13 protein-coding genes and 1 pseudogene are annotated in these 15,787 nt (G+C 68.7%); 9 read left to right on the plus strand and 5 right to left on the minus strand.

Features of this window, described 5'->3' with window-relative positions:
* Positions 1-337: 337 nt before the first annotated feature.
* Positions 338-1,267, plus strand: a pseudogene (locus LLH23_09965) (GDP-mannose 4,6-dehydratase).
* 79 nt (positions 1,268-1,346) lie between these two features.
* Here LLH23_09965 and LLH23_09970 read toward each other — a convergent pair.
* From LLH23_09970 to LLH23_09980, 3 genes are read right to left on the minus strand one after another with little or no spacing between them, the layout of a single operon-like run.
* Positions 1,347-2,456: a hypothetical protein gene (locus LLH23_09970; protein MCE5238803.1), complete on the minus strand. Its 1,110-nt coding sequence runs from the start codon at positions 2,454-2,456 to the stop codon at positions 1,347-1,349.
* A 41-nt stretch (positions 2,457-2,497) separates the two neighbouring features.
* Positions 2,498-3,433 carry a nitroreductase family protein gene (locus LLH23_09975; protein MCE5238804.1) on the minus strand — a complete coding sequence of 312 codons (936 nt, stop codon included), beginning with the start codon at positions 3,431-3,433 and terminating at the stop codon, positions 2,498-2,500.
* A gap of 59 nt (positions 3,434-3,492) precedes the next feature.
* Positions 3,493-4,830, minus strand: coding sequence for a glycosyltransferase family 39 protein (locus LLH23_09980; GenBank protein ID MCE5238805.1), 1,338 nt, complete (start codon positions 4,828-4,830; stop codon positions 3,493-3,495).
* Positions 4,831-5,151: 321 nt separating this feature from the next.
* Between LLH23_09980 and LLH23_09985 the strand changes: the two genes are divergently transcribed.
* Positions 5,152-6,189 carry an NDP-sugar synthase gene (locus tag LLH23_09985; GenBank protein ID MCE5238806.1) on the plus strand — a complete coding sequence of 346 codons (1,038 nt, stop codon included), beginning with the start codon at positions 5,152-5,154 and terminating at the stop codon, positions 6,187-6,189.
* On the opposite strand, the gene LLH23_09990 is transcribed toward LLH23_09985, so the two are convergent.
* Positions 6,161-6,352: a hypothetical protein gene (locus LLH23_09990; protein MCE5238807.1), complete on the minus strand. Its 192-nt coding sequence runs from the start codon at positions 6,350-6,352 to the stop codon at positions 6,161-6,163. The two genes, LLH23_09985 and LLH23_09990, sit on opposite strands and share 29 nt — an antisense overlap.
* Before the next feature lie 84 nt (positions 6,353-6,436).
* Between LLH23_09990 and LLH23_09995 the strand changes: the two genes are divergently transcribed.
* A complete protein-coding gene (locus LLH23_09995) occupies positions 6,437-7,669 on the plus strand; it encodes a glycerophosphoryl diester phosphodiesterase membrane domain-containing protein (GenBank protein MCE5238808.1) in 1,233 nt (410 codons plus the stop codon).
* Complete coding sequence (locus LLH23_10000) at positions 7,670-8,119, plus strand: ribonuclease HI family protein (protein MCE5238809.1); 450 nt, start codon at positions 7,670-7,672, stop codon at positions 8,117-8,119.
* Between the two features lie 4 nt (positions 8,120-8,123).
* On the opposite strand, the gene LLH23_10005 is transcribed toward LLH23_10000, so the two are convergent.
* Positions 8,124-9,317: a hypothetical protein gene (locus LLH23_10005; protein ID MCE5238810.1), complete on the minus strand. Its 1,194-nt coding sequence runs from the start codon at positions 9,315-9,317 to the stop codon at positions 8,124-8,126.
* 116 nt (positions 9,318-9,433) lie between these two features.
* On the opposite strand from LLH23_10005, the gene LLH23_10010 reads away from it, so the two are divergent.
* The 5 genes from LLH23_10010 to LLH23_10030 all read left to right on the plus strand — a co-directional run bounded on the left by LLH23_10010 (position 9,434) and on the right by LLH23_10030 (position 15,656).
* The gene (locus tag LLH23_10010; protein ID MCE5238811.1) at positions 9,434-12,535 is read left to right on the plus strand and encodes a heparinase II/III-family protein; all 3,102 of its coding nucleotides are present in this window, start codon (positions 9,434-9,436) and stop codon (positions 12,533-12,535) included.
* Between the two features lie 8 nt (positions 12,536-12,543).
* Positions 12,544-13,302, plus strand: a complete 759-nt coding sequence (fabG, locus tag LLH23_10015; GenBank protein ID MCE5238812.1) for a 3-oxoacyl-[acyl-carrier-protein] reductase — start codon at positions 12,544-12,546, stop codon at positions 13,300-13,302.
* 69 nt (positions 13,303-13,371) lie between these two features.
* On the plus strand, positions 13,372-13,692 hold the full coding sequence (locus tag LLH23_10020; GenBank protein MCE5238813.1) for an AbrB/MazE/SpoVT family DNA-binding domain-containing protein: 321 nt from the start codon (positions 13,372-13,374) through the stop codon (positions 13,690-13,692).
* Positions 13,673-14,095 (plus strand): type II toxin-antitoxin system VapC family toxin, encoded by a 423-nt coding sequence (locus LLH23_10025; protein ID MCE5238814.1) that lies wholly within the window; start codon positions 13,673-13,675, stop codon positions 14,093-14,095. Before LLH23_10020 ends, LLH23_10025 begins: the two co-directional genes overlap by 20 nt.
* Before the next feature lie 16 nt (positions 14,096-14,111).
* Entirely contained in the window at positions 14,112-15,656 is a 1,545-nt protein-coding gene (locus tag LLH23_10030) for an acyl CoA:acetate/3-ketoacid CoA transferase (GenBank protein ID MCE5238815.1), read from the plus strand.
* Positions 15,657-15,787: the final 131 nt, after the last annotated feature.

Raw genomic sequence — 15,787 nt, forward strand, 5'->3', positions numbered from 1 at the left:
CAGGTCCGCCGCCGCGAAGCCGGCGGCGGGGCTGGGATCGGCGGAGATCACGATCGTCGCCGCCGGCGCGCCGTTCCGGGCTAAGGTGAACGTCCCCGCCAGGGCCGTCGCCCCCGCCGCGAGCACTAGACACACAGTTGCCGCCAGTCGCCACATGGGAAGCACCTCCGGGAGTTGGACGATGCCCGTACAATTGCCCGCCACCTCAACCCTCTCCTGCCACCACACCCGCCCGCAAGCACGCCCGGGGCGAAAAAGGGCTTGCCGAACGGCGACGCGGGGGGTAGTCTCAACGTCCGGGGGGGCACGTGCAGAACCTCGAAGAGGACGGCCGAACATGCCTGAAGCGCGCACAGTATTCGTGACCGGCTGCGCCGGTTTCATCGCCTCCCATCTGGCCGAGGCGTTGCTGGATCGTGGGGACGCCGTGGTGGGCCTGGACAACTTCGATCCGTACTACCCCCGCCCCGCCAAGGAGCGCAACCTGGACCTGCTCCGCCCCCGGCCGGGCTTCGCCTTCTACGAGGGCGACCTGCGCGATGCCGACCTGCTGGGCCGCATCATGGCCGAGCACCACCCCACCGCGGTCGTGCACCTGGGGGCGCTCGCGGGCGTGCGGCCGTCCGTGCAAGCTCCCGATCGCTACATGGATGTGAATGTCACCGGCACCGCCCGCCTGCTGTCGGCCGCGCAGGCGGCAGGTGTCAGCCGCTTCGTCCTCGCCTCTTCCTCGTCGGTCTACGGGGGCGACAACGAGGTCCCATTCAGCGAGGACCAGCCCACGACCAGCCCCCTGTCCCCCTACGCCGCTTCGAAGATCGCGGCAGAGGCCTGCTGCCACGCCTTCCACCATCTCTACAGCCTGCCGGTCGTCGCCCTGCGCTTCTTCACCGTCTACGGCCCGCGCCAACGGCCAGACCTCGCCATCCACAAGTTCACCCACAAGATGCTGGCCGGGGAGCCCATCCAGCTTTTCGGCGACGGCAGCACCAGCCGCGACTACACCTTCATCGCCGACATCGTGCGGGGCCTCATCGCGGCCCTGGAGAGCGACGTGGACTGGTCGGTCGTCAACCTGGGAGGACACCGTCCGGTCACGCTGAACGAACTGGTAGCGACCCTGGAGCGCGCCCTGGGGGTGGAGGCGATCATCGAGCGCCTGCCGATGCAGCCGGGGGACATGGTCCGCACCTGTGCCGACGTGCGCAAGGCGAAGGCAGTGCTGGGGTGGGAGGCACAGGTCACGCTGGACGAGGGCCTGCGGCGCTTCGCCGAGTGGTACCGGACGGCAATGATGAACGATGAATGGGAATGGGCGGTAGCAGACGATGGGCTGAAGCTCTACATCACCCTCGTCCGTCCGCCGTTTGACGTCCGTACTCCCCCAACTCGTGCCCCAGTTCCAGGAAGCGCACGACGTTGCGCGAGGCGCGCTCGGGCAGGGGATGCTCGTAGGGCCGGGCACAGGGGCACAGGATGAAGCCCCCACCCGGCTTGCCCTGCGCCATCGCCTCGCGCACCAGTCCCTCCACCAGCTCCAGTGATCCCCGCGCCAGGTCGTCGTACTGCACGTTGCCGATCAGGCACACCTCGCTGCCGATGAGCCGCTTGGCCGCAGCCAGGTCCGTGTCCCCCATCGGCGGCGGCTCCAGCACATTGAGCCCGTGCAGTCCCATGTCGCGGAAAGCCTCGAGGAACTGCCACACTTTGCCGTGGGAGTGCACGATGATGAGCTTGTCGCTGTGTGCCCGGATGGTGGCGAAGAGCTGGCGGTCGTACTGGACGACGAACTCCTCGAAGTCGCGCGGCGACATCAGCGGCGGGACACAGTACTCCGGCCCGTTGAAGTAGACGACATCCACGGGCGACAGGCACACCTGGCGCACCTGGTCCATGATCCGGCGGAAGCACTCGGCGTAGAAACCGCGGAGCAGGTCGCGCTCGCGCACCGTCCACAGCGCCGCCGTCTCCTCGCCCAGGAAACCGGTGCAGCACGCCGGGTCCATCATGACCGCCTGAGTCGCGATGGCGTCGCCGTGGGTGGCCTGTGCGGCGACGACGGAAGACCAATCCAGCGGCGGCGGCACATAGGGGAGCGACAGCCACTTCTCGACATCAGCCGGCTCGGCAATCCAGCGCTTGAGTTCGCCCCGCGCGCCCGGGCGGGTGACGCTCGTCAGCGACCCGGCAGGCGTCTCCACGACGTGCTCCACCGCTCCACCCGCCAGGTCGCGCTGGTGCGTCTCCAGCGGCGTGGCGGTCAGCAGGAAGCCCACCGGCACACCCCACGACCAGAAGCTGTCGGCGTAGCGGCGGCAAGCCGCCATCACGGCGGCATAGCTGGGGTCGGTGGTGGTCGCCTCGGTCTCGTCGTACGGGTTGAGGAAGATGCTGACAGGGACGCGGTCCGCTTGCCCGCACCGCAGCGCCGTGAGGACACGTTCGCGACTGGTCATGTTGCTGCTCCAGTTACGGCGAAGCGCTACGCCGGTGCGACCTACAGCCACGTCACCTGTGCCGGCTTGCGCGGGGGCACCAACTGGTACTCCTCGGCCGGGTGGCCCACCACCAGCGCGTAGTACACCTCGTTCCCCTCCGGCACGCCGACCTCGCGCGCCAGGCCGGGCAGGGCCTGCAGCGCCAGCGAGGCATAGGCCGTGATGCACGTCCCCAACCCGAGCGTCTCGGCGGCGAGCGCCATCGCCAGCGTGGCGAAGGCACAGGCCGACTCCGGCAGCACCTCGTGCCGGGGGGCGTGGACCAGGATCACCGCCGGGGCATCGAAGAACAGCCGGTCGCGTCCGGCGTCTACGTTCTTGACGAACGACGGCACCGCTGCCAGGATGTGCTCGTGCATCCGGCCGGCCGCCCCTCCCCCGTCCAGCGCCCCTCCCCCGCCCAGTGCCGGCGTCTCGCCGGCCCCGGTCGCCGCCTTGGCCGGCGAGACGCCGGCACTGGGACTGCGGGGGCGGTCCGCGACGCCTTCGGCCAGTTCGGCTGCATAGCGCCGGTAGTGGCCCATGATCTGCTGGCGCAGGCCATCCAGGCGCGCCGGGTCGGTGATGACCACGAACTGCTGGCACTGGCAGTTCGCCCCCGTCGGCACCCACCGTGCCGCCTCGACCAGCCGCTCCAGGCCCTCCCGGCTCACCGGGTCGGGCCGGTAGCGCCGCACGGTGCGGCGCGACTGCAGCACGCTCAGCAGATCCTCCGCGCTGACCGCCGGCGGCCGGGGCAGGAAGCCACCCTCGTACTCGATCTCCGCCAGGCTCACGGCCCCCTCGGGGCAGACCGCCATGCAGTGCCCGCAGCCGATGCACGCCACGAAGCTGATCTTGATGGCCCCGCGCTTGTCGCGCACCATGTCTGTGGGGCAGGTGGCGATACACGCGCCACAATGGGTGCACTTCCGTTCATCTACCTCGAACCGCACGTCACGCACCTCCCGGTTCTTCCCGTGGCCGTAAGACCGCCGGCATCCTGCCGGCAGCATCAATGCATGATGTAGAACATCACCATGTACATGTGCACCATCACCGCCAGCACCAGCAACCCCAGCAGCCACAGGCCCACCCCCCAGGCGCGTGCCCGCGGCGACGGCAGCAACTCTCGCATCCCGGCCGCGAAGAGCAGACCCACGGTCGGCAGCGCATCCACGGCATACCGCCCGGCGTACAGGCCGGTGTTCCAGTCGTTCAGGATAGCCTCGATGGCGATGACCCAGGCGGCCAGGATCCCCACGGCGCAGGCCAACAGCAGTGACTGGCGCGGGCTGGGGGGCCCCTCCGGTCCGGCGCGTCCGAGCAGGCCGCATCGCCGCCACGCTCCCATCGCGGCGGCCGCCAGCGGGGGCCCGAGGGCGAGAACCAGCACCACCATCGCCCCCCCGGCGCCGACGTCCCCCGCCATCAGCCAGTACGGCGTGAACGCCGTGAGCGGAACTCGGGTCAGCACGGTGCGCAGCAGCAGCCCGGCCGCGAACGGCGAGAAGAAGATCGTGGCGAAACCCTCACGGAGGTACTCGCGGCCGAGCACACGCTGGGGCATGAACTCGCCGAAGTTGTACCAGTTGTAGGCCAGCCAGCAGCCCACCAGCAGCACCGCCGGCGCCAGGGCCGGCAGGGCCATCCGTAGCGCTGCCCGCCCTCCCCCCTGCTGCCGCGCGCGCAGCCATACGGCCACCGCGATGACCGGCACGAGCCACGCCGCCGTGATCTTGGCCAGCATCCCCAGTGCCACCGTCACACCCACTGCCAACCAGGGCCCCGTCCTTCCCTCCGCCGCCAACGCCCGGCGCAGCAGCAGCAGCGCCACCCCCGACGCTGCCAGCGACCCGGCGGTGTTGTTGACGTGCGAGGTCATCACCCAGTACATCGGCATCAGGGCCACGAAGCCGACCGCCGCCAGCGCCGTCGTGTCGTCGTCGGGCCACATCTCGCGGGCGCAGCGGGCAAAGGCCAGCAGGCCCACCAGCCCCAGCAGCAGGGATATCAGCTTCAGCGCCCGTTGGCCCGGCGGGGTCGCCAGGTCAGGGAGTACCTCAGAGGCCACCGCCAGGACCGCGTAGTACAGCGGCGGATGCTGCGCCTGCTCGGCCACGCGGGGATCATCCGGCGCGCCGAAGCGCGGCAGCACCGGCAGCTTGTGCTGACTGCGGAGCACCTGCACATACGCCAGGTGGTCGCACTCATCGGGGCCGCTCAGGGGCGGCAGGGCACGGATGTTCGCCAGCGCCAGGAGGATGTACAGCGCCGCCAGCACCGTCACCCCTCGGCGGTAGAGGCAGCGGGGCCGAGCGACCATGGGCACAGGTGTGGGAGTGTCAGTCATAGGTGGATGCTGATCAGGGATGCTGACGCCTTCGTAGCTTCCCCGCCGCTCGCACCATACCTGCGTCCGCCCCGGCCGCCGCCTCAGAGGCAGCGCGGGCTTCCAGCCCGCCCCTGGCGGTCACGGGGACCCGAGCGCGCGTGGGGACACGCGCGCCCACGCGACGACGCCGGTAGTGCGGGCTTCCAGCCCGCCCCTGGCGGCGAGGGACCCGCCGCGCGCGTGAGGACACGCGCGCCCACGCGGCGCCTGCGCCCACGAAGGACTCGCCCGCCTCACCGCCGAACTAGTCAGGCCGCTCTCCCCCGGAGGTTCCTGGCTTTGAAGGGTGTCATACTGGCTGCAGGCAAGGGCACACGGATGCTGCCGCTCACACAGCGGCGGCCCAAGCCCCTGGTGCCGGTCCTGGACCGGCCCATGATTGATCACATCATCCTCGGCGCCCGCGACGCCGGCGTGGACCACCTCGCGCTCGTGATTGACTACATGGGGGAGATGATCCAGGAGCGTTACGGCGATGGCAGCGCCCTGGGCCTGCGGATCGACTACATCTGGCAGGAGGGCGCCCGGGGCACCGGCGCCGCCACGCTGCTGGCCGCCGACTTCGTGGGCGATGAGCCCTTCTTCCTGTCGTGGGGCGATATCATTGTGGCGCCCGAGACCTACGCCAACGTCCTGCGCGTCTGGCATGAGGAGCAGCCGGCGGCCATCCTGAGCCTCAACTGGGTGCCGGACCCCTGGGAGGGCGCCGCTGTCTATGTGGATGAGGCCGGCTACATCGAGCGCATTGTGGAGAAGCCCCCCAAGGGCTCATCCACCACGCACTACAACAACGCCGGCATATTCATGCTCGGGCCTGATGTCTTCGAGGTTCTGCGCCAGTGCCCCATCTCACCGCGCGGGGAGGTCGAGTTCCCGGACGCGATCAAGGCGATGATGGCCCAGCAGCGGCGCATCCGCGGCCTGGAGGTCATCGGCTACTGGTCGGACGTGGCCCGACCGTCGGCGGTGCTGGACCTCAACAGCACCATCGTCAACCACCGCAGCTCGGACGGGATCATCATCTCGCCGGGGGCGCAGGTGGACCCGGCCGCGACGCTGATGGCACCGGTGTTCATCGGGCGTGGCTGCCGGGTCGGCGCGGCCACGCTGGGGCCGGAAGTCACGTTGGGGGCGGACACGCTGGTGGGCGATGGCGCCGTACTGCGGCGCGTGGCGACGTTTGGCGGCAATCGCCTCGGTGAGGGCTGTCATCTGGAGAACGTGGTCGTGGAGGAGCGTGTGGCTCTCGGTGGGGTGAGCCTGTCGGGCACGGCAGAGACGCCGGAGGCTATCCCGACGCCCGGGCATCCCGGTTAGCGTTCGCGTCGGACGAGGAGACGGCGGCGGGGCGGCCTGGCAGATGGTAGAGCCGTGAGCCGCGCTGGGCCTCCATGTAGCGGTCCGCGCTGCCCCCGACGAGCACGGCGGCTACGGCGCACAGCCCGAGCAGGACAAACGGCACCAACAGCAAGATCCACACGATAGGCCTCCCAGATCGGCGCTGTACACCGTAGCCATCGTCCATATCGGCCACTCACACGTGCAACTTGAGGGGAGAACTGCCTTGAGCGACTACAAACCGCCCGTTCTCATGCCGATGAACATCGCCGACATCCTCGACGCCTCGGTGCGGCTGTACCGGAGCAACTTCGGACCGTTCATGGCCATCATCGCCATCGTCTACGTGCCGATGGCTCTGTTCCAGGTGCTGCTGGCCTTCGCGATGGGGCGGACGATGGAGACGATGGCGGGAAGCTCGACCATGCCCTCGACTGGGAGCTTCATCGCCATGGGGGGGGCGTACGCGGGGCTGCTGCTCATCAATGTACTGGCTGTGCCGCTGGCGCAGGGCGCGCTGAGCGTCGCCGTGTCGCGGCGCTACCTGGGCTACCCGGCCACGGTGGCGGACGCCTACGGCACCATCGGGGCGCGCTGGGGGGCGCTGATTGCAGCGGTGTTGCTGGTGGGGCTTGCCGCGGGCGCCGGCATGCTCCTGTGCATCGTGCCTGGCATCTACCTGGGCATCATGTGGATGTTCGTCACGCCGATCATTGCCATCGAGGGGCTCTCCGTGATGGAGGCCCTACGCCGCAGTTGGGACCTTGTGACCGGAGAGTGGTGGCGCTGCTTCAGCACCTACCTGCTGCTCAGTCTGCTGGTGGTTCTTGTCAGCGGCGCCATCTCGTGGCCGGTCAGTGGCCTGTCCGCCGCGCTGATGACCGAGAAGCACATGGCGCTGGCCCAGGCGCTCTCGACGGGCATCAGCACCGCGGTGAGCATCGTCGTGCAACCCGTGCTCATCATCGGGCTGGTGCTGCTGTACTACGACATGCGGGTCCGCAAGGAGGGCTTCGACCTGTACGTGCTGGCCCAGGCCATGAACGTTCCGGCCGAGCAGGTGCCGACATACGAGACCTACGTCAAGACGCCGGAGGTGACCGGCTATGGGGCGCCGGGTGCCCCGCCCGGCGTGTCGCCGGAGCTGGTCGAGTATGCCCGCCAGGCCAAGGCGGCCGCCATGCCCTACGAGGAGGCCTATCGCGAACTCATCGCGGGAGGCTGGGACGCCACGCTGTTGGACCGCGATCTGCCGCTGGCATGGACCGAGGGGGAGCCGCCTGCCCCGCCTGTGGCGCCGCCTCCGGTCGCCTTCCCGCCTGTTGTCTTCCCAACGGCCGAACCGTCGCCGGAGCCGCCACCGGACCAGGCCCCCGAGCCGCCGCCGGCCACGAGCCCTGGCATTGACCCCTTCTCACCGGATGCACCTACTTCAGATCACACTTCGGAGCAACCCTAGATGTCGGACGACAAGACCTACCTGTATACCGACGGCGCCTCCAAGGGCAATCCCGGCCCGGCCGGCGCCGGCTTCGCCCTGGCCGACGCCGCGGGCAATGTCCTGGTGCAGCGCGCCATCCCCCTGGGCGTCACCACCGTCGGCGTGGCCGAATACCGGGCGCTCATCGCCGGGCTCGCCGAGGCCGAGGCCCGCGGCATACGCCACATCCACGTCTACACCGACAGCCAGTTCATGGCCCGGCAGATGCAGGGGACGTACAAGGTGCGCACCCCCGCCATTCGCCCGCTGTACGAGTGGGCCAACAAGCTGCGCGCCAAGTTCACCAGCTTCAGAATCGAGCACGTGCCGCGGGAGTTGAACAGCATGGCCGACGGTCTGGCGAGCGAGGGCGCGCGCCTCTCCGCTGCCGGCCCCCAGCCCGCCAACGGCCGCCGTTCGAAGCCGTAGACGGTCAGGCGCGCCGCCGCCGCTGCCACGCCCCCAAAGCCAGCCCCGCCACCACCCCGAACGCCACCGTACGGCCCATCTCCGGCAGGTACAGGTAGTGCTCGGCGGCCGTGTGAGTGCTGACCATGGGTAGCCATGTGATCGGCGCCCACACCAGGTACAGCGCCAGGACCTGCCACTCCCGCCGGGCCAGCCAGGCCATGGCCACCAGCCACAGGGCCAGGTGCCCCGCCATCGTCTGCCAGAAGGGCACGAAGATGCACCCGGCGTCGGGCCCTGCGTGCAGCCAAGTGGACATGATCTGCAGGTCGGGCAGGATGGCCCCCAGGATCATGTATGGGGTCGAGGGGATGAAGTGAGGGCGGGGACCGCCGGGCGTGGGCATCCGGCCCGGCACGCTGTGCGCATACAGGAAGTACCACCCCACGAGCAGCAGGGCCCAGAGCAACCCGACGAGCATGGCCCGGCCGAGCACGCGCCGCGCCGGGGTCGCCCGCTTGAGCGCCGCCGGCAGACATGCCACCAGCAGCAGCGGCAGCACCATCCCCAACTCCTTGGACCACAGCGCCGCTACCAGCCCCACCACTGCCAGGCCAAGCCAGCGCCGTCCCCCGCCGCTGCAGTACCGGAGCGCCGCATACAGGGCCCCGAGAATGGAGAGCACGCACAGGAGCTCCCCGCGTGCGTTGAAGTACGAGAGGGCGCACTGGTTCCCACGCAGGGGCGCCAGCATGAAGGCCGCCAGGACGCCCAGGGCGGCCCAGCGTTGCCGCGTGATCTGCCCGAGCAACAGGGCCAGCATCACCCCCGTGCACACGTACAGGACCCAGTTCGTCAGCCGGTAGCCGTAGGGGTTCCAGTGCCAGAGACGGTAGTCCAGCCACAGGGAGACGCCGGTGAGCGGGCGGTAGAAGCCGTTGCCCTCGGGCCAATCACCCACGAAGTAGCCCAGCGCATCGGCACACGAATGGTCCGCATCCAGGCCGATCAGGATCATGTAGTCGTCAAAGGCCCCGATCGCCGTCAGCTCCGGGTAGGGGCGCACCAGGAAGCGCACGATGGCCAGGCTCAGGACACCCGACACGGCCAGCAGGCACGCCAGTTGGCGCCATGAGGGCCACGGACCGGCGGCCCACCGGGCACTGACCAAGCAGCGACGCGCGAAGCGGCCGGTTCGTGCCAGAAGTGGGGCGCGCATCGGCGCCATATTGGCCCACCGGGACGCCTACACCTGCCGGAAGTGGGGCGGCGGGTAGGACATTGCGGCCTGGCTGCCGAATAGACGCGCTCGTCCACTGCAGAAGGAGCGCCCTCATGTCCCGGGTGATCGTCATGCTCATGCTTGCCGCCACTGTCGCGGCCACGGCCCAGGCCGCGCCCCGCACGCCGGCCGATGAACCCCTCCTGGACTGGTCAGCCTGGCAGAAGTACCGCCAGACCGTGCACCACCCGGCGGGTGTGACCAAACCGGCCGACCTGCTGCGCGCCCGGGCCAACACCGAACGCTACGCCTGGGCCCGCAGCTACGTCGCCGCCCTCAGCGGCGGCGCCGACAACGCCGTGAAGCGGGTGAATGACGCCTTTCTCGTGCAGATGATCCCGACCGACACGCCCGGTGATACGCTCTTCACCCCCTGTCCCGCCTGCCGTGACCTGGGCAAGCCTGCCCACATGCACGGCGAGTACTCCTGGAACGCGAGTGAGCCTGACAAGCTCACGTGCAAGATCTGCGGCACGGTGTACCCCAACGATAAGTACCCCGAGGACCTTGTCTTCAAGACCAAGTACGGCGGGGGACAGACGATCCGGTTCTATGGGGGTAAGCCCTTCAGCCTGTTCGGCTTCGCCACTCGGCCCAGCTTCACCGCGAAGATGCGCTGCCACAAGGTGCTGTACGCGATGTCCCTGTGCCGGCAGCTCGCCGAGGCCTATGCCCTGACCCAGAAGCCGGAATACGCGCGCGCCGCCCGGCTCCTACTGCTGCGCTTTGCGGACGTGTACCCCAACTGGCTCGTGCATGTGGGCTATGGTGAGTATGCCGACATGGACCCGCACCTGGCGGCCCTGAACATCAACGCGCTGCCCGAGGATGAGATCACCGCCAACCCCGGCGGGCCCGACCGCAGGCTGCATTCAGGCTACTGGCAGGGCGGGCGCGCTACCGGCACCGGCATGGAGGCCGGCTTCGTCCGTTCGGCCGTCGACGCGTACGGCTTCGTCTGCGAGGCCAAGGACAACGGCCAGCCCCTCTTCAGCGACGCCGAGCGCCTGCACATCGAGAAGGACCTGCTGCTGGAAAGCACGGTGCTGCTGGTGGCCGACAAGTCTGTGAATAACAAGTCCGTGGGCAACGCGACGGCTGTGGCCCTTGTGGGCATGAGCATGGGCCATCCGGAGATGGTGCGCTTCGGCCTGGATGTCTTCATGCGCACCGTGGACGGCTGGTTCCTCAAGGATGGCGGCACGTCGGAGTCCTACAGCTATGCCACCATGACCCTCAGCGGCATCGAGTCGCTCGGCCAGGCCTTCCGGGGCTACAGCGACCCGCCCGGCTACAAGGACGCCCAGGGCCAGCGCATTGACAAGCTCGATCTCTACCACGACACGGCGTACAAGCGGGTGTGGGAGGCCATGTTCAATGGGCTGCAGGGGAATCTGTGCTACCCGCCCCTGGCCGACGGACACAAGACCAGCTCCCTGGGCTCCACCTTCGTCGAGCTGATGGCAGACAACTACCCGGACAACCTGCAATACCTGGCGCTCCTGAAGGAGACAGCGGGGAAAGACCTGAGCGGCGGCGACCGCGGCCATGCGCTGTACTACCGCGAGCCGGGCCGGGACCAGGTGGAGACCCCGCCCCTGGCTCTGCCCGATGTCGTCTTCCCCGTCCTGCAGTTCGGCTACCTCCGCAGCGGCGAGACGGGGCGGGATAGCTGCCTGGTGCTGTCCGCGAGCGACTGGGGCGGGCACCACCACCTCGACAGCCTGAGCCTGTACTACTGGCAGCAGGGCCAGGAACTGCTCAGCGATCTGGGCTACCTGTGGGACCACGCGCAGAGCGCCATGACCCGCCGCACCTTCGCCCACAATACGGTGATGGTGGATGGCCAGGAGCAGCTCACGACCGGCCGCGGCGGCACGTTCGGCCTGTTCGCCCCCAACGGCCCGATCAAGGTCATGGAGGCGGACTCGCAGGCCTACAAGCAGGCCACGCTCTACCGCCGCACCGTGGCGCAGGTCGAGCACGAGCCCGGCCGCCAGTACGTCCTGGACATCTTCCGCGTCCAGGGCGGCAAGCAGCACGACTACGTCTTCCACGGCCCCAACACCAACTGTGAAGCCGCCATGCCTCCCCCCACCGCCCAGACGGCCACGACCAAGAAGGTGCGCTTCTGCATCCGCCTGGGTCTGCAGCGGGCCGGGACGGAGGTCATGGTTGACGACGTGTCCATCGTCGGCCCCGAAGGCGAACTGGCCCAGAACCCCTCCGCCGCCGAGCTGGATGCCAACGGCAAGCTGGTCGCCTGGGGGCTGTACCACGGCGACGGCAAGGAGGAGTTCGGCCAGGCGAAGGTGGGCCACACCGACCAGGCCTCGGCCCAGCTCAAGGCGATCGAGCCGGGCAAGGAGATGATGAACGTCGCGCTCATCATCGGCGAGTCGGATGGCTACACCGGCGCCAAGTCCTACGAGGCCACGCTGGGCGCCACCTACAAGGTGAGCTTCTGGCTGCGCGGCAAGGCCCCGGCGGTGGGCGTGAGCGCGCTCTACTGGCCGGACAACCCGTCAGATCCAGGCCAGCGCGCCTACGTGCCCATCAAGGGGTTCGAGGCGGTCCAGGCCACGGACCAGTGGGTGAAGTGGGAGGGCGAACTCGTGCTGGGCAAGCCCGACGAGTTGGCGAACGTCCGGCGCTCCGACGTCGCCGCGCCGTGGCGCGTCACCTGGCAGATGCCTGATGGCGGGCGCTTCATCACCAACTGGGTCAACAACCCCGGAGGGGCGAGCCTCATCGGCGACGGTTGGGGCCAACGCGACTACCGCAACAGCGATGTCGGCGCGCTACTGCCGTATGTCATCCGCCGCCAGCCCGCCGGCGCGGCCCCGACGGTCTACGTCACGACCTTCGAGGGTTGCCGGCCCGGCCAGGAACTCGTCGAGGCGGTGGAGCCCCTGCCCGTTCCCGCCGACCAGCAGGGCAATGCGGTGGCCGTGAAGGTGCGCACTCCCCGGGGGAACGACTACTTCGTATCGTGCCTGGAGAGCAAGCCCCTGACACTGACGACACCGGACGGCCCGCTCCAGATGGACGGGCGCTTCGCGGCGCTGTCGGTGCGGGACGGGAAGGTCGCCGCGTTCTCACTCGTGGAGGGGAAGCTGCTGCAGCTCAACGGTCGGACCATCACGGGACAGTAGGTGGCACCATGCGACTGGCAGGCAAGTCGGCACTGATCACCGGCGCGTCGCGCGGCCTCGGCCGCGCCATCGCGCTGCGCTTCGCCCGGGAGGGCTGCGACCTCGCCCTCAACTATGTCACCGAGACGGGCCGTGACAACGCCGCCGAGGCCGCCGCAGTGGCCGCGGAGGTCGAGGCTCTTGGCCGCCGGGCCGTCTGCCTCGAGGCGGATGTGAGCGACGGGGAGGCCGTGCGGACGATGGTGGCGAATGCTATCACGGCCCTCGGCAAGCTGGACATCCTCGTCAACAACGCCGGCATCACCCGCGACCGGACCCTCCGCAAGCTGCGCCCGGAAGACTGGCAGGCAGTGCTGAACGTGAACCTCACCGGCGCGTTCAACTGCAGCCAGGCCGTTCTGGAGCACATGCTGGAGCGCGGCAGCGGGCGGATCGTGTCCATGGCCAGCCTCGTGGGTCTGGCGGGCAACTTCGGCCAATGCAACTACGCAGCCAGCAAGGCCGGCCTCATCGGCTTCAGCAAGTCTCTGGCCCGTGAGGTGGCCCGCAAGGGGATCACCGTCAACTGCCTGGCGCCCGGCTTCATTGATACGGAGATGACGCAGGCGATCCCGGACGACGTCAAGCCCCAGGTCCTGGCCCAGATCCCGATGGGCAAGATGGGGACGCCGGAGGACATCGCCAACGCAGCGCTATTCCTGGCATCGGACGAGGCGTCATACATCACGGGACATGTCATATCCGTCAATGGCGGTATGTACATGTAGTCAGGGTCATACTGCACACACATTGACCCACTTGTGGCGCCCTGGTATACTTGCGGCGAGGTGAGCATCATGCCTGTAACAGGCAACGCGCGAGCGAAGCGGGCGAGAGCCACCAAGCCCGGTCTCGGCTCTCGCCCCCAACCCCTGGCGACCGTGGGGCAGAAGGGGCAGATTGTCATTCCGATCGCCTTGCGGCGCCAGCTTGGTCTCCAGGCCGGCCAGGAGGTCGAGATGGCCGTGGAGAATGGCCAGATCATCGTCAAGCCGCTGCCAGTGGACCTCATCGCGCACCTGACCGGCTCCCTGAAGGCGCCTGGGAAGACGATGCTGCAGGAGCATCTTGAGGAGCATGTAGAGGAGATGCGCCGGGATGAGGAAGCTTCTGCTTGATGCCTATGCCGTACTCGCGTGGTTGGAGGAGGAGCCAGGCTACCTCTTCGTGCGCGACTTACTGAGGCAGGCCCAGGCCGGTCAGATCTGGTGTGGGGTCTGCGCGATCAACCTGGGCGAGGTCTACTACCGTACGTGCCGGAAGCATAGTCTACCGCAGGCGGACAAGCACCTCGCTCTCCTCTTGCGACTGCCCTGGGAGATCATCGCGGCTGACAACGATCTTGTCTGGGACGCCGCAACGATCAAGGGCCGGCACAGGCTCTCGTATGCCGATGCCTTCTTCGTTGCGTGCGCACGGCGACATGGCGCCGATCTTGTCACCAACGATCCCGAGATCAAGGTCCTGCCTGAACGACCACCGGTCATCTGGCCCGGCGTGGGCGACACGCCGAAGGAGTGATCCCTTGCCCGACAAGATGATGTCCGTTGAGGAGGCCGTGGCCCGCATTCCCGACGGCGCTACCATTGGTGTCGGCGGGTTCGTCGGCGCCGGCCATCCGGAGGCCCTGACCGCCGCCATCGAGCGGCGCTTCCTGGCTGAGGGCCACCCGCGCGATCTCACGATCATGTACGCCGCCGGCCAGGGCGACGGCCAGAGCCGGGGCATCAACCACCTGGCCCATGAGGGGCTTGTCCGCCGCATCATTGGCGGCCACTGGGGTCTGTGCCCGGGCCTGGGCAAGCTCGCGGTCGAGAACCGCGTGCAGGCGTACAACTGGCCGCAGGGCGTCATCTGCCACCTCTACCGCGACATCGCCGCCGGCAAGCCCGGCACGATCACCCACATCGGCCTGAAGACGTACGTGGACCCCCGCAACGGTGGCGGGAAGCTCAACGACATCACGACCGAGGACCTGGTCGAGATCATCGAGCTGGCCGGACGTGAGTGGCTGTTCTACCATGCGCTACCCGTGGGTGTAGCCCTCATTCGCGGCACGACCGCCGACGAGCAGGGCAACCTCACGATGGAGCACGAGGCCGTTTACGGCGACATGCTGGCCCTGGCCCAGGCGGCCCACAACAGCGGCGGACTGGTGCTGGCCCAGGTCAAGCGCATGGCCGCCGCGGGGACGCTGCACCCCCAGCGCGTGCGGGTGCCCGGAATGCTCGTGGATGCCATCATCGTCGCTGCCGATCACGAACATGAACAGACCTTCGGCACCCACTACAACCCGTCCTACTGCGGCAATGTGCGGGTGCCGCTCGCCAGCATTCCCCCACTCCCCATGGATGAGCGCAAGATCATCGCCCGCCGGGCGGCGCTCGAGCTGACCCCCGGCGCCATCGTCAACCTCGGCATCGGCATGCCCGAGGGCATCGCGGCGGTCGCCAACGAGGAGGGGATTGTCGAGAGCCTCATCCAGACCGTCGAGGCCGGGCCCATCGGTGGCGTGCCGGCCAGCGGCCTGTCCTTCGGCGCGGCAGCCAATCCCGAAGCCATCGTGGACCAGCCCGCCCAGTTCGACTTCTACGACGGCGGCGGTTTGGACGAAGCCTTCCTGGGCATGGCGCAGGCCGACGCGGTCGGCAACGTCAATGTCAGCAAGTTTGGACCGCGCATCGCCGGCTGCGGCGGTTTCATCAACATCACCCAGACCGCGCGCAAGGTCGTCTTCTGCGGCACGTTCACAGCCGGCGGGCTGGAGGTCGCGGTGGCGGACGGCAAGCTGCAGATCGTGCAGGAGGGCAAGCACCGCAAGTTCATCCCGCAGGTCGAGCACGTGACCTTCTCCGGTGAGTACGCCACCGAGCAGGGGCAGAAGGTGCTCTACGTCACCGAGCGCGCCGTCCTGGAGCTGCGCGACGGCAAGGTGGTGCTGACGGAGATCGCTCCAGGCATTGACCTGCAGACCCAGGTGCTGGACCTGATGGACTTTGCCCCGGAGGTGGCGGCAGACTTGCGGGAGATGGACCCGCGCCTGTTCCGCGAGGAGCCGATGGGGTTGGCAGCAGACGCCTAGAAGGCGGGATTCGGGATCCGGGATCCGGGATCCGGAAGGCGCGAGGCGGGCCAGTGTCGTGGCCCCGAAGGGGCCGACGTGTGTAGCCACGGGCGTGAGCCCGTGGGAGGCAGCGCCCCCCTCTTCCCTCC

Source organism: bacterium (assembly GCA_021372615.1).
Taxonomy (GTDB): Bacteria; Armatimonadota; Zipacnadia; order Zipacnadales; family UBA11051; genus JAJFUB01.